The 19,874-nt window shown below is 69.2% G+C and carries 22 protein-coding genes; 19 read left to right on the plus strand and 3 right to left on the minus strand.

From position 1 onward, the window contains the following. Positions 1-43: 43 nt before the first annotated feature. Entirely contained in the window at positions 44-709 is a 666-nt protein-coding gene (gene lexA / locus ACIQLK_RS07310; protein ID WP_400363782.1) for a transcriptional repressor LexA, read from the minus strand. A 304-nt stretch (positions 710-1,013) separates the two neighbouring features. On the opposite strand from lexA, the gene ACIQLK_RS07315 reads away from it, so the two are divergent. From ACIQLK_RS07315 to ACIQLK_RS07340, 6 genes are read left to right on the plus strand one after another with little or no spacing between them, the layout of a single operon-like run. Next, the gene (locus ACIQLK_RS07315) at positions 1,014-1,391 is read left to right on the plus strand and encodes a LysM peptidoglycan-binding domain-containing protein (RefSeq protein ID WP_400363784.1); all 378 of its coding nucleotides are present in this window, start codon (positions 1,014-1,016) and stop codon (positions 1,389-1,391) included. A gap of 27 nt (positions 1,392-1,418) precedes the next feature. Beyond that, positions 1,419-2,492, plus strand: coding sequence for a histidinol-phosphate transaminase (locus tag ACIQLK_RS07320; protein ID WP_400363785.1), 1,074 nt, complete (start codon positions 1,419-1,421; stop codon positions 2,490-2,492). 57 nt (positions 2,493-2,549) lie between these two features. Beyond that, on the plus strand, positions 2,550-3,161 hold the full coding sequence (gene hisB / locus ACIQLK_RS07325; protein WP_400363787.1) for an imidazoleglycerol-phosphate dehydratase HisB: 612 nt from the start codon (positions 2,550-2,552) through the stop codon (positions 3,159-3,161). Further along, positions 3,158-3,805 carry an imidazole glycerol phosphate synthase subunit HisH gene (gene hisH / locus ACIQLK_RS07330; protein ID WP_400363789.1) on the plus strand — a complete coding sequence of 216 codons (648 nt, stop codon included), beginning with the start codon at positions 3,158-3,160 and terminating at the stop codon, positions 3,803-3,805. Before hisB ends, hisH begins: the two co-directional genes overlap by 4 nt. Before the next feature lie 50 nt (positions 3,806-3,855). Continuing rightward, positions 3,856-4,602: a bifunctional 1-(5-phosphoribosyl)-5-((5-phosphoribosylamino)methylideneamino)imidazole-4-carboxamide isomerase/phosphoribosylanthranilate isomerase PriA gene (gene priA, locus ACIQLK_RS07335; protein ID WP_400363791.1), complete on the plus strand. Its 747-nt coding sequence runs from the start codon at positions 3,856-3,858 to the stop codon at positions 4,600-4,602. After that, on the plus strand, positions 4,586-5,365 hold the full coding sequence (locus ACIQLK_RS07340) for an SseB family protein (protein WP_400363792.1): 780 nt from the start codon (positions 4,586-4,588) through the stop codon (positions 5,363-5,365). The genes priA and ACIQLK_RS07340 overlap by 17 nt, the downstream gene beginning before the upstream one ends. Before the next feature lie 57 nt (positions 5,366-5,422). Here ACIQLK_RS07340 and ACIQLK_RS07345 read toward each other — a convergent pair whose 3' ends face one another. Further along, complete coding sequence (locus ACIQLK_RS07345) at positions 5,423-5,821, minus strand: DUF1844 domain-containing protein (protein WP_018187226.1); 399 nt, start codon at positions 5,819-5,821, stop codon at positions 5,423-5,425. 250 nt (positions 5,822-6,071) lie between these two features. Here ACIQLK_RS07345 and infC point away from each other — a divergent pair, with 250 nt between their 5' ends. From infC to pheT, 10 genes are all read left to right on the plus strand, one after another. Then, positions 6,072-6,695, plus strand: coding sequence for a translation initiation factor IF-3 (infC, locus tag ACIQLK_RS07350; RefSeq protein WP_400363897.1), 624 nt, complete (start codon positions 6,072-6,074; stop codon positions 6,693-6,695). 46 nt (positions 6,696-6,741) lie between these two features. After that, entirely contained in the window at positions 6,742-6,936 is a 195-nt protein-coding gene (gene rpmI / locus ACIQLK_RS07355) for a 50S ribosomal protein L35 (protein WP_248175183.1), read from the plus strand. 29 nt (positions 6,937-6,965) lie between these two features. Beyond that, positions 6,966-7,346, plus strand: a complete 381-nt coding sequence (gene rplT / locus ACIQLK_RS07360; protein WP_018187229.1) for a 50S ribosomal protein L20 — start codon at positions 6,966-6,968, stop codon at positions 7,344-7,346. 82 nt (positions 7,347-7,428) lie between these two features. Continuing rightward, the gene (locus tag ACIQLK_RS07365) at positions 7,429-8,229 is read left to right on the plus strand and encodes a TrmH family RNA methyltransferase (RefSeq protein WP_400363794.1); all 801 of its coding nucleotides are present in this window, start codon (positions 7,429-7,431) and stop codon (positions 8,227-8,229) included. A gap of 76 nt (positions 8,230-8,305) precedes the next feature. Next, a complete protein-coding gene (locus ACIQLK_RS07370; protein WP_400363796.1) occupies positions 8,306-9,100 on the plus strand; it encodes an amino acid ABC transporter ATP-binding protein in 795 nt (264 codons plus the stop codon). 60 nt (positions 9,101-9,160) lie between these two features. Beyond that, positions 9,161-10,057, plus strand: a complete 897-nt coding sequence (locus tag ACIQLK_RS07375) for a glutamate ABC transporter substrate-binding protein (protein ID WP_400363797.1) — start codon at positions 9,161-9,163, stop codon at positions 10,055-10,057. 71 nt (positions 10,058-10,128) lie between these two features. Beyond that, positions 10,129-10,785: an amino acid ABC transporter permease gene (locus tag ACIQLK_RS07380; RefSeq protein ID WP_400363798.1), complete on the plus strand. Its 657-nt coding sequence runs from the start codon at positions 10,129-10,131 to the stop codon at positions 10,783-10,785. Then, positions 10,782-11,702: an amino acid ABC transporter permease gene (locus ACIQLK_RS07385; protein WP_400363799.1), complete on the plus strand. Its 921-nt coding sequence runs from the start codon at positions 10,782-10,784 to the stop codon at positions 11,700-11,702. The genes ACIQLK_RS07380 and ACIQLK_RS07385 overlap by 4 nt, the downstream gene beginning before the upstream one ends. 48 nt (positions 11,703-11,750) lie before the next feature. Beyond that, positions 11,751-12,791, plus strand: a complete 1,041-nt coding sequence (pheS, locus tag ACIQLK_RS07390; protein ID WP_400363802.1) for a phenylalanine--tRNA ligase subunit alpha — start codon at positions 11,751-11,753, stop codon at positions 12,789-12,791. Continuing rightward, on the plus strand, positions 12,791-15,301 hold the full coding sequence (gene pheT / locus ACIQLK_RS07395; protein WP_400363804.1) for a phenylalanine--tRNA ligase subunit beta: 2,511 nt from the start codon (positions 12,791-12,793) through the stop codon (positions 15,299-15,301). Before pheS ends, pheT begins: the two co-directional genes overlap by 1 nt. Positions 15,302-15,354: 53 nt before the next feature. Here pheT and ACIQLK_RS07400 read toward each other — a convergent pair whose 3' ends face one another. After that, entirely contained in the window at positions 15,355-16,479 is a 1,125-nt protein-coding gene (locus ACIQLK_RS07400) for an AAA family ATPase (RefSeq protein WP_400363806.1), read from the minus strand. A gap of 59 nt (positions 16,480-16,538) precedes the next feature. On the opposite strand from ACIQLK_RS07400, the gene ACIQLK_RS07405 reads away from it, so the two are divergent. From ACIQLK_RS07405 to ACIQLK_RS07415, 3 genes are read left to right on the plus strand one after another with little or no spacing between them, the layout of a single operon-like run. After that, on the plus strand, positions 16,539-17,309 hold the full coding sequence (locus ACIQLK_RS07405) for an ABC transporter ATP-binding protein (protein WP_400363807.1): 771 nt from the start codon (positions 16,539-16,541) through the stop codon (positions 17,307-17,309). After that, positions 17,291-18,874 carry a hypothetical protein gene (locus tag ACIQLK_RS07410; protein ID WP_400363808.1) on the plus strand — a complete coding sequence of 528 codons (1,584 nt, stop codon included), beginning with the start codon at positions 17,291-17,293 and terminating at the stop codon, positions 18,872-18,874. The genes ACIQLK_RS07405 and ACIQLK_RS07410 overlap by 19 nt, the downstream gene beginning before the upstream one ends. Next, positions 18,871-19,857, plus strand: a complete 987-nt coding sequence (locus tag ACIQLK_RS07415; RefSeq protein ID WP_400363809.1) for an NAD-dependent epimerase/dehydratase family protein — start codon at positions 18,871-18,873, stop codon at positions 19,855-19,857. Before ACIQLK_RS07410 ends, ACIQLK_RS07415 begins: the two co-directional genes overlap by 4 nt. Positions 19,858-19,874: the final 17 nt, after the last annotated feature.

Genomic DNA, 19,874 nt, shown 5'->3' on the forward strand with positions numbered 1-19,874 from the left:
CACGCTACGCGGTGGGCCGTTCGAGGATCACACGGGCTGTGGATCACACGGCTCTGAGGACCGCGACCACCTTCCCGAGCACGACGGCGTCGTCACCGAGGATCGGCTCGAAGGCCGAGTTGCGAGGCAGGAGCCACGTGTGACCGTCGCGCTGTCGGAACGTCTTGACCGTGGCTTCGCCGTCGAGCATCGCCGCGACGATCTCGCCGTTGGAGGCATCGGCCTGCGACCGCACGACGACCCAGTCGCCGTCGCAGATCGCGGCGTCGATCATGGAGTCGCCCGAGACCTTCAGCATGAACAGGTCTCCCTTGCCGACGAGCTGACGGGGAAGCGGGAAGATCTCCTCCACCTGCTGCTCGGCGGTGATCGGCACCCCTGCGGCGATGCGGCCCACGAGCGGCACCATGGCGGCGTCGCCGACAGCCGGAGCGGCGTCGGCCGGGTTCTCACCAGCGGCGCCCGGGAGATCGATGAGGACTTCCATCGCGCGGGTCTTGCCGGGATCGCGCCGAAGGTATCCGCTGAGCTCGAGCTGGTTGAGCTGGTGAGTGACGCTCGAAAGCGACTTCAGGCCGACCGCGTCCCCGATCTCACGCATGCTCGGCGGGTACCCGTAGCGGGCGATGGAGCGCTGGATGACCTCGAGGATCGCGAGCTGCTTGTCGCTGAGGCTCTTGCGCCGGCGGGTCTGCGGCTTGTCGCTCATGTGGTTCCTTTCGCGGCCCGTCTTCTCCGCCTGTTTCGCGGGTTCTGAACGTCCGGCCGGGGGCACTCGCCTTCGAATGTCGGAGGTTGGTGATGGGCTCTGGTCATCGAAACCGTATCCGGTGTCGATGAGATCGTGCCGCAGCCGACCGCGTGTCGTCTTCGATCGATCTGCGGATAACCGCTCTCTTGACAGTGTACGAACATCGAAGATAGATTCGGAAGAGAACTTCGCACCCGCTCGTCCCGGCCGACGGGCGGGGGCGAAGATCTCATCTGACCGGGGCCACCCCGAGGAGGACACCATGAACTCGATCACCACCATCACCCCCGCACCTGCCCGCCCCATCGTCCGCACGCGACTGCGTCTCACGACGCGTGGTCGCCGCGTCGTGGCGACGCTCGCTGCGCTGCCGGTCGTCGTGGCGCTGGGGGTCGGCATCCTCTCCGGCGGTGGCGCGCTCGCCAGCGGCGCGGCGGGGTCTGCGGCGGGCACGTTCAAGACGGTGACTGTCCACCCCGGCGACTCTCTGTGGACGATCGCGCGGGACGTCGCCCCCGAGAGCGACCCCCGTGACGTCATCGACGACATCGTGCGGTTGAACGCGCTGCCGTCGTCCGTGGTGGACGCAGGGCAGTCGCTCGCCATCCCCGCGACGTACACGGCTCAGGCGACCGAGTAGACCGTCGCGACGCCCTACGATGGCGGGGTGAGTGCGAGTCTCGACGACCTACCCCTTCGTGACGACCTGCGGGGACAGATCCCTTATGGAGCTCCGCAGGCGTCGCTCCCCGTGACACTGAACGTCAACGAGAACACCCATCCGGTCCCCGAGGACGTCGCCGACGACATCCTCGATGCCGTCGCACAGGCGCTCCGCGACATCAATCGATATCCCGACCGGGAGTTCACCGGGCTCCGTGAAGGATTCGCCGACTACCTCGGTCACGGACTCGAGGCGGAGCAGATCTGGGCGGCGAACGGGTCGAACGAGGTGCTCCACCACATCCTGCAGGCATTCGCCGGCCCGGGACGCACCGCTTTCGGCTTCACGCCAACCTACTCGATGTACCCGCTGCTCACCGGCGCAACGGGTGCGACGTACGTGAGCGGGACGCGGGGTGAGGACTTCACGCTGACGGCAACGGATGCCGCCGAGCAGATCGACCGTGCGCAGCCCGACGTCGTCTTCTTGTGCGCACCGAACAACCCGACCGGTACGCCGCTCTCGCTCGACGTCGTCGAGGCCGTCTACGAGGCGTCCCGCGGGATCGTCATCGTCGACGAGGCATACCAGGAGTTCGCTCCGCGTGAGGAGCCGTCCGCGCTCACCCTCCTCCCTGGGCGCGAGCGCCTCGTCGTCTCCCGGACGATGAGCAAGGCGTTCGCGTTCGCCGGGGCGCGCGTGGGGTATCTCGCCGCCGATCCCGCGGTCATCGACGCGCTGCGGCTCGTCCGCCTGCCGTACCACCTGAGCGCGCTCACGCAAGCGGCGGCGACTGCCGCGCTTCGTCACGCCCCCACGATGCTGGGGATGGTGGACGACATCGTCGCCCAGCGCGACCGCATCTCGGCGACGCTGTCCGCGCTCGGCTACTCGCCGTACGAGAGCTGGTCGAACTTCGTCCTCTTCGGCGGTGTGAAGGACCCGCAGGCGACGTGGCGGGGTCTGTACGACCGTGGCATCCTCGTCCGCGATGTCGGTCTGCCTCACACGCTGCGGGTCTCCGCCGGCAGCGAAGAGGAGTCCACCGCGTTCCTCGAGGCACTCGCCTCGCTCTGAGTCGGACGGCGTCGTCACGGGCGCGGGGCGCAAGCCGTGCGTCGATAGACTCGACGCATGAGCACTCCCGCGTCCCGCACCGCCTCCCTCCGGCGGGCGACCAGCGAGTCGACCATCGAGCTCGAGCTCGATCTCGACGGCACCGGCCAGAGCACGATCGACACGACGGTGCCGTTCTTCGACCACCTGCTCACCGCCTTCGCCAAGCACTCGCTCGTGGACCTGACCGTCACAGCGACCGGCGACACGCACATCGACGCGCACCACACCGTCGAGGACACCGCGATCGTTCTGGGGCAGGCCATCAGGCAGGCGCTCGGCGACAAAGCGGGGATCTCCCGATACGGGGATGCCCTCGTGCCCCTCGACGAGGCGCTCGCGCAGGCGGTCGTCGACATCAGCGGTCGCCCGTACCTCGTTCACTCGGGTGAGCCGGAGGGATACGAGTTCCATCTCATCGGGGGTCACTTCACGGGCTCGCTCGTCCGGCACACCTTCGAAGCGATCGCCTTCCACGCGGGACTGACCGTCCACGTCACGCTCGTCGCCGGTCGCGATCCGCACCACATCGCCGAAGCGGAGTACAAGGCGTTCGCCCGCGCGTTCCGGCAGGCCAAGGCGCTCGATCCGCTCGTCCGGGGCATCCCGAGCACGAAGGGCGCGCTGTGACGACACCGCCGCTGGTCGCGGTACTCGACTACGGATCGGGTAACGTCCACTCCGCCGTCAAGGCCCTCGTCGAGGCGGGTGCGGACGCCCGCCTGACCAAAGACCGCGGCCTGATCGCCGACGCCGCCGGGTTGCTCGTTCCGGGTGTCGGAGCCTTCTCCGCTGTCATGTCGGCGTTGCGCGCCAGCCGCGGTGACGAACTCATCGGCCGCCGCCTGGCAGGCGGGATGCCGGTGCTCGGCATCTGCGTCGGGATGCAGGTCATGTTCGAACTCGGCGTCGAGCGCGGCGTGGACACGGAGGGTCTGGGGGAGTGGCCGGGTTCGGTCACCGAGCTCCAGGCTCCGGTCCTGCCGCACATGGGCTGGAACACCGTTCGTTCGGGCGAGGGCTCTACCCTCTTCGCGGGTCTCGAGGACGAGCGCTTCTACTTCGTCCACTCCTACGGCGCGCAGGACTGGACGCTCGATGTGATCAAGCCGTTCCGCGAGCCGGTGCTGACCTGGTGCGACTACGGGCGGCCCTTCCTCGCCGCCGTCGAGAACGGTCCGCTGTCCGCGACGCAGTTCCACCCCGAGAAGTCGGGGGCCGCCGGCATCCGTCTGCTGTCGAACTGGATCTCCTCGCTGCCCGCGTCGGAGTAATCTGTCCCCTTGTGCGCGCGCCCGGCGAGCACACTGTCCCACCCGGAGCCATGAACGAATTCGCATCCACGCCCGAACTGACCCTGCTGCCCGCTGTCGACGTCGCCGACGGCAAGGCCGTCCGACTGACGCAGGGTGAGGCCGGAACCGAGACGAGCTACGGGGACCCCGTCGATGCCGCCCAGGAGTGGGCGCGACAGGGTGCGGAGTGGATCCACCTCGTCGACCTCGACGCGGCTTTCGGCCGCGGCACGAACGCGTCCCTCATGCGCAAAGTGATCAAGTCCCTCCGCGGTGTGAAGGTCGAGCTCTCCGGGGGCATTCGCGACGACGAATCGCTCGACGCCGCGCTCGACTCGGGTGCGACCCGCATCAACCTCGGCACGGCGGCCCTGGAGAACCCGGAGTGGGCCGCCGACGTCATCCTGCGCTACGGCGAGGCGATCGCCGTCGGTCTCGACGTGCGCGGCACGACGCTGGCCGCGCGGGGCTGGACCCGCGACGGCGGCGACCTCTGGCAGGTCCTCGACCGTCTCGAGGACGCCGGATGCAGCCGTTACGTGCTGACCGATGTCACGAAGGACGGCACGCTCCAAGGCCCGAACATCGAGCTGCTGCGCGAGGTCGCCGTCCGCACCGACAAGCCCGTCGTCGCCTCGGGTGGCATCTCGAGCCTCGACGACATCGCGGCGTTGCGTGAACTCGTCCCGCTCGGCGTCGAGGGAGCGATCGTGGGCAAGGCTCTCTATGCCGGGGCGTTCACGCTGGCCGAGGCGCTGGATGTCGCCGGACACTGACCCGCACTCCGGCCACGCGGCCGATTCGGCTGGTGTCCCCTGGGAGGGGCGCAGCTTCCAAGCGAACCCGCACAGCGGTGACGACGGTAGTGCCGATCCTGCCCTGCACGCAGCGCTGACCGCGTTCCACGCCGGCGAGGGCTCGGCGGCAGCAGTCGTCGACGCCTACCGTGCGGCGCGCCTGCTGATCCCTCTCGTCGCAGATAAGGGTGACGAGGGTGTCGGTCCGACGGGACTCACCGTGGACAAAACGCAGGAGCTGTCCATCGTGACGGTCGCGGCTCCCGACGGGCGCCGTGTGCTACCCGTGTTCACGTCGGTCGCGACGATGTCTCGATGGGATGCCTCCGCCCGTCCGGTCCCCGCCGACGGCGTCCGGACGGCGTTGTCGGCGGCGGCCGACGACACGGACCTCATCGTCATCGACCCGGGGAGCGACACGGAGTTCGTCCTCCGTCGACCGGCGGTCTGGGCGATCGGACAGGGCCAGGCGTGGGAGCCGCCGCACGTCTCGCCCGAGGTCTTCGCCGGCTTGCAGGAGTCGATCGGCACGGAGCTCGGGGTGGTGGATCTGTCGGTGACCACGGGGGACCCCCAGTCCCGATTGCGCGGCCCCGAGCTCGTAGTGAGCCTGCACCTCGTGAGCGGTCTCGATCAGACGGCGCTCGACGCCATCCTCCAGCGCCTCGCCTCGCGATGGGCGACCGACGACCGTGTCGCGGTCCTCGTCGACTCGCTGACGGTCAAACTCGTTCGCGCCTGATGCGCATGCGCGGGAACGGGGGAGGGGGATGCCGCCCGGCATCCCCCTCTCAGCGTCTCAGTTGACGGGTCCTGTCCACTTCTCGCCCGGCCCCTTGCCGATCGGGTCGGGGATCGAGGACGCTTCGCGGAAGGCGAGCTGGAGTGTCCGCAGGCCGTCTCGGAGCGACCGGGCGTGCATGTCGCTGACCTCGGGGGCGGCGGCGGTGATCAGACCGGCGAGGGCGTTGATGAGCTTGCGGGCCTCGTCGAGGTCCTTCTGCTGATCGGGGTCGTCGGCGAGGCCGAGTTTGACGGCTGCTGCGCTCATGAGGTGGACCGAGGTGGTCGTGATCACCTCGACCGCGGGAACGTCCGCGATGTCCCGGGTGGCGGACTGCGCGACCCGTTCCTGTTCCTCCCAGCGCGAGAGGCGCTCGGGGTCGTGATCGCTGTGGTCGGCCGGAATAGTGCTCACGTGCTGCTCTCTGCTAGACTTCTGCGGGCACCGGAGTGTTCTGCTCCGTGTCGAAAGAGGATCACATCCCACCCGCGCTTGCCGCTCCAGGCTACCGGGTCTCGCACTCCGCCTCGGCCGCCGAGGTTGTCCAGGGTGCAGAACAGAACGCCGATGTGCGCATCGTGCGGGGTGGACGTGACGATCTTCCGCCCGGCGACACATTTTCCGTGTCTCCGGAGGCCGTCCACCGCACGAAGAGGAGTTCCGCATCAGCGATCCCCGCACCAATGACCGCATCCGCGTTCCCGAGGTCCGCCTCGTCGGACCCGCGGGTGAGCAGGTCGGCGTCGTCCGCATCGAGGTGGCCATGCGCCTGGCCCAGGAGGCCGACCTCGATCTCGTCGAGGTAGCCCCGAACTCGAAGCCCCCCGTGGTCAAGATCATGGATTACGGCAAGTTCAAATACGAGGCTGCGCAGAAGGCCAAGGAAGCGCGGCGCAATCAGGCGAACACCGTCCTCAAGGAGGTCCGGTTCCGTCTGAAGATCGAGGCGCACGACTACATCACCAAGCTCAAGCGCGCCGAGGGATTCCTCCAGGCGGGCGACAAGGTGAAGGCGATGATCCTCTTCCGCGGTCGCGAGCAGTCGCGTCCCGAGCAGGGCGTCCGTCTCCTCCGCAAGTTCGCCGAGGATGTCGCCGAGTTCGGCACCGTGGAATCCAACCCCACGATCGACGGTCGCAACATGGTCATGGTCGTTGCGCCCCACAAGAACAAGTCCGAGGTCAAGACCGAGCAGAACGCCGTTCGCGCGGCGTCGAAGCAGGCGGCGCGTGATGCGCGCACCGGTCAGACCGACGAGAAGACCCCCGCTCCCGCCCCGGCGGAGTAAGCGCACACAGACTCCCGTTCGCGGGACACCCAACGAAGGAAGAGATATGCCGAAGCAGAAGACCCACTCGGGTGCCAAGAAGCGTTTCAAGGTCACGGGCAGCGGCAAGCTGATGAAGCAGCAGGCCAACCTCCGCCACAACCTCGAGGGCAAGGCGACCCGTCGTACCCGTCGCCTCGACCAGGAGCAGGTCCTGGCCAAGGGTGACGCCAAGGTCGCCAAGAAGCTCCTCGGCCTCTGATCGCCGACGCACATTAGGAAGTAGAAGAAATGGCTAGAGTCAAGCGGGCTGTCAACGCCCACAAGAAGCGTCGCGTCATCCTCGAGCGCGCCTCCGGTTACCGCGGACAGCGTTCGCGCCTGTACCGCAAGGCGAAGGAGCAGGTCACCCACTCGCTCGTCTATGCATACCGCGACCGGCGCAAGCGCAAGGGCGACTTCCGTCGCCTCTGGATCCAGCGCATCAACGCCGCTGCCCGTCAGAACGGTGTCACGTACAACCGCTTCATCCAGGGCCTCGGCCTCGCGGGTGTCCAGGTCGACCGTCGTATGCTCGCCGAGCTCGCGGTGAACGAGCCCGCCGTCTTCGCGTCGCTCGTCGCGACCGCCAAGGCTGCGCTGCCGGCTGACGTCAACGCCCCCAAGGCCTGATCGCGTCACCTTTCAGAAAGGGCGTCCTCTTCGGAGGGCGCCCTTTCGCGTACCCGCCGTACCCGCGCCCTACACTGAGAACGTGCTCGAGAACCCCCGATCGCCGCGTGTCCGCGCCGTTGCGAAGCTGACCAAGCGCGCAGCCCGGCAAGAGACCGGGCTGTACCTCCTCGAAGGTCCGCAGGCTGCGCGAGAGGCCCTCGTGTGGCGGCCCGACACGCTCATCGAGCTGTATGCGACTCCGTCGGCATGGGAGAAGCACCAGGACATTCGCGATGCGGCATCCGACGCGGACGTCGAGGTCGAGTTCGCGAGTGAGGCCGTCATCGAGGCGATGGCCGACACGGTCACCCCGCAGGGCATCATCGCGGTGGCCCGGCAGCTGCCGACGTCGGTGCGAGACATCTTCGCCGACGACCCGAAGCTCATCGTGATCTGCGAGGAGGTGCGCGACCCCGGCAACCTCGGCACGATCATCCGAGCAGCGGATGCCGTCGGTGCCGACGCCGTCATCCTCACGGGTCGTACCGTCGATCCCTTCAATCCCAAGGTCGTCCGCGCGACCACCGGTTCGCTTTTCCACCTTCCCGTAGCTGTCGGCATCGAACTGGCGGATGCTGCGGGTCGCGCCCGCTCGGCGGGCCTGCGGATCGTCGCCGCCGATGTCGGGGGAGAGGACTTCGTCGCTCACCGCGCGACGCTCGCCGAACCGACCGCCTGGGTCTTCGGCAATGAAGCCCGCGGCCTCGACGATGACGCGCTGGCCCTCGTCGACCTGTCGCTCCGGCTCCCGATCTACGGCCGGGCGGAGTCGCTGAATCTCGCGACGGCGGCGAGCGTATGCCTGTACGAATCAGCGTTCGCGCAGCGTTCGGGCAACTGAGCCCGAATCATTACGGAACTGTAAACCCCGCGCAGCCAGAGCGGTTCCGGGCGGTCCCGCCCCGTAGGGTCGGATCATGACCACTCCTGCTGCCGACCCTGCGCCGCGCACGTCGAACATCGACGTCCGCCGAGGCGAGCCGCTCGTCGTCCTGACGAACGTGCAGAAGCACTACGGCGATTTCCAGGCCCTCACCGACATCGACCTGTCGGTCAACCGAGGCGAGGTCGTCGTCGTCGTCGGCCCGTCCGGGTCTGGCAAGTCGACGCTCTGCCGCACGATCAACCGCCTCGAGACGATCACGAGCGGCTCGATCACGATCGACGGCGCCGACCTCCCGGCCGAGGGCAAGGCGCTCGCCGCGCTCCGTGCCGATGTCGGCATGGTCTTCCAGTCCTTCAACCTCTTCTCGCATCTGACGATCCTCGAGAACGTCACCCTCGGCCCGATCAAGGTCAAGGGCATGAAGAAGGCGGATGCCGAGAAGCTCGCCCGTGAGCTGCTCGACCGCGTGGGCGTCGGCCACCAGGCCGACAAGCTCCCGGCCCAGCTCTCGGGTGGTCAGCAGCAGCGCGTCGCGATCGCCCGCGCTCTTGCGATGAAGCCGAAGGTCATGCTCTTCGACGAGCCGACCTCTGCCCTCGACCCCGAGATGATCAACGAGGTCCTCGACGTCATGGTCGGCCTCGCGCAGGACGGGATGACGATGATCGTCGTCACCCACGAGATGGGCTTCGCCCGTAAGGCGGCGGACCGTGTGGTCTTCATGGCCGACGGACAGATCGTCGAGGAGGCGGCTCCGCAGGAGTTCTTCACGAACCCGAAGAGCGACCGCGCGAAGGACTTCCTGTCCAAGCTCATCACCCATTGAGACGTCCGCGCCCTGCACCGGCGCGACGAACGACGAACGACACGAAACCAGGAGGATCACATGCGTAAGACACGACTCGCCGGCGCCTTCGCCGGCATCGCGATCGCGGCACTCGCACTCGCAGGCTGCAACAGCGGCAGCCCCGCCAGCCCCGGCGGCGCCGCCGGCGGCGACGACAACACGGAGGGCCTCTGGGAGGTCGCGAGCGACGTGAAGCTCGACGGCAGCCCGACGTTCGACCGCGCCTCGAAGGCCGACAAGATCGTCGTCGGCGTCAAGAGCGACCAGCCGGGCCTCGGCTACGAAGATGCTGTCTCGGGTGAGCGCACGGGCTTCGACGTCGACATCGCTCGGTGGATCGCGGCATCCCTCGGCTTCGACGAGGACCAGATCGATTTCCAGACGATCCCCTCCGCCAACCGCGAGCAGGAGATCGTCAACGGCAACATCGACTACTACGTGGGCACCTATTCGATGACGCCTGCCCGCGACGAGGTCATCGACTTCGCGGGACCGTACTTCATCACGGGCCAGGGCCTGTTGGTCGCCGCCGACGACGACTCGATCAACGGTCCCGACGACCTGAAGGATAAGGTCACGTGCTCCGTGACGGGCTCCACGCCGCTGCAGCGCATCCGCGACGAGTACAACGGTGAGGTCACCGAGCGTCAGACCTACTCCGAGTGCGTCGAGCAGCTCCTCAACGGTCAGGTCGACGCCATCACGACGGACGAGGCGATCCTCGCCGGCTACGTCGCAGAGGACAAGGACAAGCTCAAGCTCGCCGGTGAGCCCTTCAGCGAGGAGCGCTACGGCGTCGGCCTCGCCGACGGCGACACCGTTCTGAAGGATCACATCAACAAGCTGTTCACAGACGGCGGCGACGTGTGGACCGCGCTCTACGAGAAGTACCTCGAGCCGGCCGGCGTAAAGGCCACGCAGCCGCAGGTCGACTGACCTCCCACCCCGGGAGGCGGCGTCGATCCGCCTCCCGGGGTTTCCCTTCTGTAGACGTTCGAAAGGACCGCATGGGCGTCATCACCGACAACCTCGACTTCTGGGGCGAGGCCCTCCGGGGCACGCTGGTGTTGTTCTTCGGAGGAGGGCTTATCGCGCTGATCCTCGGGATCATCGTGGGAGCGATGCGAGTCTCGCCCGTGCCCATCGCGCGCGCGGTCGGCACGGCGTACGTCAACACCATCCGCAACACCCCCCTCACGCTCGTCTTCTTCGGCTTCGCCTTCACGCTTCCGCCTCTGCTCGACATCAGGTCGAGCGGAGGCGTTCAGGTGGCGTTCGCCGTCGCCGCCCTGGGGATCTACACGGCCACCTATGTCGCAGAAACGGTTCGGTCGGGAATCAACACCGTGCCCGTGGGGCAGGCGGAAGCCGCTCGCGCGCTGGGGTTGACCTTCGGGCAGGTCATGTCCCTCGTCGTCCTCCCTCAGGCGTTCCGTTCCGTCATCCCCCCGATGATGAGCGTCTTCATCGCCCTTCTGAAGAACACGACCGTCGCCGCCGGGTTCTCGGTCATGAACCTCGGGTCGGCCCGCGACTGGCTGAGCGAACGAGGCGAGAACCAACTCGTGGTGATCATCTGCGTCATGGTCATCTTCGTCGCCCTCGTCCTGCTTCTCTCGTGGGGTCAGCGAACACTCGAGAACCGATGGAAGGTGGCGCGATGAGCAGCAGCGTCCTCTACGACGTCCCCGGTCCCCGCGCGATCGCACGTAACCGCATCATCGGTGTGGTCGTTGTCCTCGTGGTGGCGGCCATCATCGGCTTCCTTGTTTGGCGCCTCGCCGTGACCGGACAGTTCTCGGCGGAGAAGTGGAATGCTTTCACCTACACGCGCATCTGGGAGCAGTTCCTGATGGCGGCAGGTCGGACGCTGGCGGCCTTCGCCGTCGCTGCCGTCGGTGCTCTTGCGCTCGGATTCATCCTCGCGATCGGGCGTCTGTCGGATCACGCCTGGGTTCGTGTCCCGGTCGCCGCCGTCGTCGAGTTCCTGCGTGCGGTGCCGGTGCTCGTGACGATGTTCCTCCTCTACTACGGGATGCCGGTGATCGGCGTTCGTATCGAGGGGTACTGGGTCGTCGTCATCGCCCTCATCGTCTACAACGGTTCAGTGCTCGCCGAGGTGATCCGTGCCGGCGTCGAGTCGCTGCCACGGGGTCAGTCGGAGGCGGGATACGCGCTCGGTCTACGCAAGGCCGGCGTCATGCGTCTCGTGCTCCTGCCGCAGGCGATCCGCGCGATGATGCCCGTGATCATCGCTCAGCTGGTCGTCACCCTCAAAGACACGGCGCTCGGGTTCATCATCACGTACGAGGAGCTCCTCTTCTACGCGAAGTACCTCGGCTCTCAGAACTCGCTCGACCGCCCGATCGTGCAGGCGACGATCGTCGCCGCCGTGATCTACATCGGTCTGTGTCTTGCGCTGTCCGGTGTGGCGAAGCTCGTCGAGAAGCGGCTCCGGCGATCGCCGAGCACCCCTGGCGCGGCGCCGGCCCGGCCTCTTCAGGAGACCACCGACACCGAGCTCATCGCCACTCAGTTGAAGGCGAGTTCGAAGGACGCGGGCACGGGCCGCGCCGTCTGACGACTCACCGGCGGGCCGCACTCCGGCCCGCCGGTAGACTCGTCTCTCGTGTCCGACGCACCCGAGATCACCCCCGAGGCGGTGGATGCCGCCGTCGCTGACGCGCTGGCAGCCTTCGCCGCCGCACCCGACACCGCCGCCCTCAAGGCGGCGCGATCGGCTCACACCGCGGAGGGGTCACCCCTCGCCGGTCTGAACGCGCAGCTGCGCAACGTCCCGAACGACCAGAAGGCCGCCCTGGGCAAGCTGGTCGGCCAGGCTCGCGGACGCGTCAACCAGGCCCTCGCCGCCCGCGAAGCCGAGCTCGCCGCCGCCGAGACCGCGGCGAAGCTCGAGGCCGAGCGCGTCGACATCACGTCGATCGCCCCGCGCGGGCGCGTCGGGGCGCGGCATCCCATCTCGCTCCTGCAGGAGGAGATCGCCGACCTGTTCGTCGGCATGGGCTGGGAGATCGCGGAGGGACCCGAACTCGAGCACGAGTGGTTCAACTTCGATGCCCTCAACTTCGCGCCGGACCACCCGGCGCGGCAGATGCAGGACACCTTCTTCGTCGACCCCGTTGCCCGCCACCTCGTCATGCGCACGCACACGAGCCCGGTGCAGGTCCGCTCGATGCTCGAGCGCGACGTGCCGATCTACATCCTCTGCCCGGGACGGGTCTACCGCACCGACGAGTTCGATGCGACGCACCTCCCCGCCTTCACGCAGTTCGAGGGCCTCGTGATCGACAAGGGCATCACGATGGCGCACCTCAAGGGCACACTCGACCACGCCGCGAAGGTCCTCTTCGGCGCCGAGGCGAAGACCCGGTTCCGCACCAACTACTTCCCCTTCACCGAGCCCTCCGCCGAGCTCGACCTGTGGCACCCCACCTTCCCGGGCGGTGCGCGCTGGATCGAGTGGGGCGGATGCGGCATGGTCAACCCCAATGTCCTGCGCGCGGCCGGAATCGACCCCGAGGTCTACTCGGGCTTCGCGTTCGGTATGGGAATCGAGCGGACCCTGATGTTCCGCAGCGACGTGCAGGACATGCGCGACATGGCCGAGGGCGATGTCCGCTTCAGCGAGCAGTTCGGAATGGTGGTCTGATGCGCGTCCCGCTCTCTTGGCTCGGCGAGTACGTCGAGGTCGCCGAAGGCACGACCCCCGAGGACGTCCTCGCCTCCTTCGTCTCCGTCGGATTCGAAGAGGAGGACGTGCACGCGTTCGACCTCACGGGCCCGATCGTCGTCGGACGTGTCGTCTCGTTCGAGGCCGAGCCGCAGTCCAACGGCAAGACCATCCGGTGGTGCCAGGTCGACGTCGGCGAGGCGAACGGCGGGGTCCGCGGCATCGTCTGCGGCGCCGGCAACTTCTTCGAAGGCGACAAGGTCGTCGTGACGCTGCCGGGTGCCGTCCTCCCCGGCCCGTTCCCGATCGCTGCGCGCAAGACGTACGGGCACGTCTCCGACGGCATGATCGCCTCGGCGAAGGAGCTCGGCCTCGGCGACGAGCACTCCGGCATCCTGCGCCTGATGGAACTCGGCCTCGACCCCGAGGTGGGGACCGACGCGATCGCCCTCCTCGGCCTCGATGACGTCGCCGTCGACATCAACGTCACGCCCGACCGCGGGTATGCGCTCTCGATCCGCGGCGCGGCGCGCGAGTACGCGCATGCGACGGGCGGATCGTTCACCGACCCCGGTCTGCGCCCCTTCGAGGAGCTCGAGCAGCCCACCGGTGGGTTCGACATCGCCGTCGACGACGCGGCGCCCATCCACGGCACGCCCGGCGCGAGCGAGTTCGTCGTGCGCATCGTCCGCGACGTCGACCCGTCTCGGCCGACGCCGCCCTGGATGACCGCGCGCCTGTCGCTCGCCGGCATCCGCTCCCTCGGCATCCTGATCGACATCACCAACTACGTGATGCTGGAGCTCGGCAACCCGATCCACGGCTACGACCTCGACACGCTCACCGGCGGAATCACGGTGCGCCGCGCGGCGGCGGGGGAGAAGCTCACGACCCTCGACGGCAAGGAGCGCACGCTCCGCGCCGAGGATCTGCTCATCACCGACGAGTCCGGCCCCATCGGCCTCGCCGGTGTCATGGGCGGCGGCAAGACCGAGATGGGGGATGCCACGCGCAACGTCCTGATCGAGGCGGCCATCTTCGACCCGGTGTCGATTGCGCGCACCGCCCGTCGGCACAAGCTGCCCAGTGAGGCGTCCCGTCGCTTCGAGCGTGGCGTCGACCCGCTCATCCCATTCGTCGCCGCGCGTCGCGTCGCCGATCTGATGGTGGAGCTCGCGGGCGGCACGCTCGACACGACCACGGGCGGCGCGCTGTTCGCTGAGGTGTTCGTCCCGTCGGTCGAGCTCCCCGACGAGTTCGTTGGGGGCCTCATCGGCGTGGAGTACACGCGCGACGAGATCGTCGGCGCGCTCGAGACCATCGGGTGCGAGGTCATCGACGGTGAGGGCGGCTGGGAGGTCATCCCGCCGTCCTGGCGCCCCGACCTCACCGACCGCTGGACGCTCGCGGAGGAGGTCGCGCGTCTGCACGGGCTCGACCGGATCCCCTCGATCCTGCCGACTCCTCCCTCCGGGCGCGGGCTGACCGCCCTCCAGCGGGGACGCCGTCGCGTCGCGAACGCCCTGGCTGCCGCCGGGCATGTCGAGGTCGTCGCGTTCCCGTTCACGACGGAGGACCAGAACGACCTTCACGGCTCGCCGTCGGGGGAGCACGTCCCGTCGATCCGTCTCGCGAACCCTCTCGACGGTCAGGCACCTTTCCTGCGTCGTTCTCTTCTTCCCGGCCTCCTGCAGATCGCGCACCGGAACGTGTCGCGCGGGTTCACCGACATCGCCCTCTTCGAGACCGGCACGGTGTTCGCACCGGTCGACGGCGTCGAGTACGGCACCGCCACCGTGCCGCCGCTCGCGCAGCTGCCCGATGAGGCGACCCTGGCCGCGCTGCACGCATCGATTCCCCCGCAGCCGCGGCACGTCGCCGTCCTGCTGCACGGCAACTCCCTGGTGAAGCGTCCCGGCCAGCCGGCGGTCGCCTTCGACCTCGCGGACGCGCTCGGTGCGGTCCAGACGGTCGCCGCCGCGGCCGGGGTCGCGATCGAGGTACGTCAGTCGCAGCGTTCGGCGCTCCATCCTGGACGCGCCGGTTCACTCTTCGCCGGGGAGTCCGAGGTCGGTTACGTCGGCGAACTGCTCCCGGCCGTCGCCGAGGCCGCGGACCTGCACGGTCGCGTCTTCGTCGCCGAGCTCGACCTCGACGCGGTGCTGGCGCTCACGCCCGCACCGGACGCGGCGGCCTCACTCGCGACCTATCCGGCGGCGACGCAGGACGTCTCGCTCGTCGTGCCTACCGACCTCGCTGCCGGCGAGGTGCGCGACGCGCTCACCGACGGGGCCGGCCCCCTCCTCGAGGACATCCGCCTCGTCGACGACTACCGGGGCGCCGGCCTGCCCGACGGGTCCAAGAGCCTCACATTCGCCCTGCGCTTCCGCGCCGACGACCGCACGCTGACCGCGGCGGAGGCGACGGATGCGAAGCTCGCCGGCGTCGCGGTCGCGGCCGAGCGGCACGGAGCAGCGATCCGCGACTGAGCCGGCTGCCCGGATGGCCGGTGTCGGCCGTCCGGGGCTCGCCGTGCCCGGTCTCAGCGCTTGCCCCAGTTCCACGGCGGGCCGTCGAGCCGGCCCCGGCCCTCGATGGCTGTGCCGTTGCCGTGCCGCTCGAGAGAGACCCGGTTCACATCGGGGATCGCGTCGACGATCCCAGACGCGTGCGACACCAGGATGACCTGCGTCTGCTCGGAAGCCGCTCGCACGAGATGCGCCAGCGGCTCCAGCAGGCTCGGGTGAAGGCTCGATTCGGGCTCGTTGAGAACCGTGAGGGGTGCCGGCCTGGCCGGCAGGAGCGCCGCGCACAGGAGCAGGTACCGGAGAGTTCCGTCCGACAGCTCGGCTGCGTCCAGGGGCCGGAGCAGTCCCGGCTGCCTTACCGTGAGTCGCAGGACGCCGTCGGCCGCCTCGACGCGTACCCGGGTGCCCGGGAACGCCTCGTCGACGGCGCGATCGAGCTGGTGTCCGAAGCCCATGTCGTGCACCGTCGCCCAGACCGCCGCGAGGTTCGACCCGTCGTGGGCGAGGAGGGGCGAGCGCGTGCCGACCTGCGGACGTCGAGCCGGGGCATCCGCGTCCACCCGGAAGTGGTCGTAGAAGCGCCAGCTGTTCATGCTTCTCCGGAGCCCGAGCAGTTCCGGAGCGGTGTCGCCGTCGGCGAGGTCGGTGATGATGCTCTCGAACGGAGCGAGCTTCTGATCGAGGCTCACCCACGATCCGTCCCTCACCCGAGTCTGCGTCCGGAGCCGGTCGATCAGAAGGGTCGCCGGCTTGGCCAAGGGACCGGCGAAGACCTGCTCCCGCTTGATCTCGGGATCGCGGGCGAAGACGCTCTCCTGGGAGATCTGAGGGATGCCGAGATCCACGAGGTATCCGAGCTCGTCCGACGCGAAGCCGAGTTGCACGGCGATCGGGCCCCGACGCACGGTGCCCTGATCGCCGCCGTCCTCCGGGCCCGCCCACAGCAGGGACGGCAGACCGCCCTCGCGCGCAACGGCACCGACGAGGTCGCCGCGCGCAGCGGATGCCAACAGGCGCAGCGCGCGGTAGAGGTTGGACTTGCCCGAGCCATTGGGGCCCGTCACGACCGTGAGCTCTTCGAGGGGCAGGACGATGTCGCGGAGGGACCGGTAACCGGAGACGGCGAGCGTGCGCAGCATCCCCTCACCCTGGCAGGTGGGGTCGACATCGCGACACGGCCCTTCGCTAGGCTCGCCGGGTGAGCGAGCAACAGAGCGTCCCCGCCCTCCATCTCTCCGGCCTCGTCAAGCACTTCGGATCGGTCCCGGCGGTCGCCGGCATCGATCTGGTCGTGCCGTCCGGCTCGTTCTACGGCCTCGTGGGCCCGAACGGGGCCGGCAAGACGACCACGCTGTCGATGGCGACCGGCTTGCTACGTCCTGACGCGGGCGGCGCCTGGGTGCACGGGATCGACGTATGGCGAGACCCGGTCGCCGCGAAACGGGTCATCGGAAACCTGTCCGACGGCATCCGCCTCTTCGACCGCCTCACCGGTGAGCAGCTCATCACCTACACGGCCATGATGTTCGGGCTCCCCCGCCCCGAGATCGCACCGCGCGTCTCGGACCTCCTGGATCTCATGGACCTGCGTCCCGCGGCCGGGACGATCGTCGCGGACTACTCGGCCGGCATGACCAAGAAGGTCGCGCTGGCCTGTGCACTGGTGCACGCGCCCCGCCTCCTCGTCCTCGACGAGCCATTCGAATCTGTCGACCCTGTCTCCGCAGCGAACATCGAGGACGTCCTGCGCAGCTACACCGCATCCGGCGGATCGGTCATCGTCTCGAGCCACTCGATGGACCTCGTCCAGCGCATGTGCGATCACGTCGCCGTCATCGCGGCCGGACGCGTCCTCGCCGCCGGTACGGTCGACGAGGTCCGCGCAGGACAGAGCCTGCAGGACCGCTTCGTCGACCTCGTCGGCGGCCGCCACACGAGCGAGGGGCCGCAGTGGTTGCGACAGTCCTGAAGCTCCGATATCGGGCCCTCTTCAACACCCTCGCCCGACGTCCGTGGCAGCTGGTCGGGTTCATCGCCGGTGCGCTGTGGGGGCTCGGCATCCTGGTCTCGCTCACCGCTGGGATCGTGTCGCTGAGCCTGTTCGGATCGCTCGAAGTCTCGGCGGCGGTGAGTATCGTCGGCGGCAGCGCGCTCGTGCTCGGGTGGGTCGTCGGGCCGATCGTCGTGGCGGGGATGGACACGTCCATCGACGCGCGCCGCCTCGCGCCCTACCCGTTCAGCCGTCGCCAGACGATGCTCGCGCTCGCCGGAACGGGCGCCACCGGCATCCCCGGCATCGTGTCGACCCTCGTGGCACTGATCTCCCTCATCCTCTGGGTGCGCTGGCCCCTGGCCGCCCTGGCGGGGATCCCGTCGGTGCTCATCGGGGTGGCCATCTGCGTCGTCGCCTCCCGCCTGGTCGGGGAGCTCTCCGGTGGCGTCGGCGGCAACCGCCGCGGGCGTGAGCTGATCGGGACGCTCGTCCTCGTCGTCGTGATGCTCGCGGGGCCGATCACCACCGGCATCCTGACCCTGCTCGACGGTGGCGACGGATCGCTCGGTGCGCGGCTCGGAGCCGCGGCGGCGGTCCTGCCGTGGACGCCGCTCGGAGCCGCATGGGCGGTGGCGCCCGCACTCGCTGCCGGCGACGGGCTCCTCGCCCTCGCCCGCATCGCGATCGCGCTCGCCAGTCTCGTCGCCCTGTGGTGGGCCTGGGCGCGCATCGTCGCGAGCGCCACGTCCTCCCCGCCGCGCCAGGCGAGCCGGCAGGTCGCCGCGGGCAAGCTCGGACTGTTCGGGGTCATGCCGACCGGTGGTGTCGGCGCGACCTGGGCGCGCTCGCTCAGTGCGTGGCTTCGCGACCCGCGGTACCTCCGCCAGCTCCTCGTGGTCCCGGTCTTCCCGATCCTGTTCGCCTTCGTGAGCGGCGTCGACGGCTTCCTCTTCGCAGCGTCGCCGGTGCTCGTGGCATTCGTGCTGGCCATCGCCTGCTACAGCGACGTCTCCTACGACGGGACGGCGTACGCGACGGTGCTCGCGACCGGCGTTCGGGGTAGCGACGACCGTCTCGGCCGGCTCCTGGGAGCGGCGTGTCTCGGCATCCCACTGGTGGTCGTCCTCTCGGTCGTCACCAGCGTCCTGAGTGCGGATGCCGGGCGTCTCCCGCTCGTCCTCGGCACCGCCCTCGGAGTCCTGCTCACCGGGTACGGGGTGGCGGCCGTGACGTCCGCGATGATCATCGCGCCCGTCGCCGCGCCGGGGGACAGCCCGTTCAAGAGCGTTCCGGGACAGACCTTCGTGGGCAGTCTCCTGGTGTTCGTCGTTTGGGCGGTCATCGCGGTGCTGTCGCTTCCCGTTCTCCTCCTCGCCGTCACGGGTATGGTCCAGGGTCCCGCGGCGTGGGGCTGGCCGACGCTCGCCACGGGGGTGGTGGTCGGCGGCGGCCTCGCCGTGCTGGGCGTCCACCTCGGCGGACGGACCCTCGACCGGTCCGGGCCGGAACTGCTCCAGAGGATCCGGGCGCTTCCCTCATGACCGACCGCATCCTCGTCCTCGGCGGCACCGGGTGGGTCGGCCGCCGGATCGCCGAGGCGTGGCTGGAGCGGGGCGCTCGCGTGACCGTGACGGCGCGCGGCACGAGATCAGCCCCCGCCGGCGCGGATCTCGTCGTCACCGAGCGGGACCGTCCGGGGGCGTACTTCGCGCTGGCCGCGACCGAATGGGACGAGGTCGTCGACGTCTCCTCCGAGCCCGCGCATGTCGCTCAGGCGGCAGCCGCTCTCGGCGATCGCGCGGCGCACGCGACCTACATCTCGAGCGTGTCGGTCTACGCGGACGCGACCCGGACGGGCGCCGACGAGCGGGCGGCGCTCGTCGAGCCCCTGAGTGACGCGGACCCCTACGACTACGCGCGCGCCAAGGTGGCCGCCGAGCGCGCGGCAGCGGCCCTCGGCGCCCGTGCCTCGGTGATCCGGCCCGGGCTCATCGTCGGTCCGGGCGACAGGACGGACCGCTTCGGCTACTGGCCGGCGCGGTTCGCGGCAGCGGTCGCAGAGGCGGTGCTCGTCCCCGAGACGACGGGTTTTCGAGCCCAGGTGATCGACGTGGACGATCTGGTGTCCTTCGTCGTCGCCTCGGGCGCGCGCGGGTTCGACGGAACCGTCGACGCGGTCGGCCACTCCCACCCGCTCGCCGAGGTCCTGACCCTCGCGAGGGAGGGCGCGGGCCACACCGGCGAGGTGGTGACTGCGCCCGCCGACTGGCTCGAGCGCCACGGGGTCGCCCACTGGGCGGGACCGCGGTCGCTGCCTCTGTGGCTGCCGGCCGACATGCCGGGGTTCGCGACGCGCAGCGGCGCGGCGTACCGTGCGGCGGGCGGCCGCATCCGTCCACTCGCCGAAACCATCGCCTGTGTCCTGGAAGACGAACGCCGACGCGGTCTCGCCCGCTCCCGCACGGCGGGGCTCGAGCGCGCCGAAGAGCTGGCGCTGATCGAGGCGCTGCGCGCCCAGCGGTGAGGTCGATTTGCGACGAC

Origin of the sequence: Microbacterium sp. NPDC091382 (genome assembly GCF_044757025.1) — a bacterium.
Classification (GTDB): domain Bacteria; phylum Actinomycetota; class Actinomycetes; order Actinomycetales; family Microbacteriaceae; genus Microbacterium.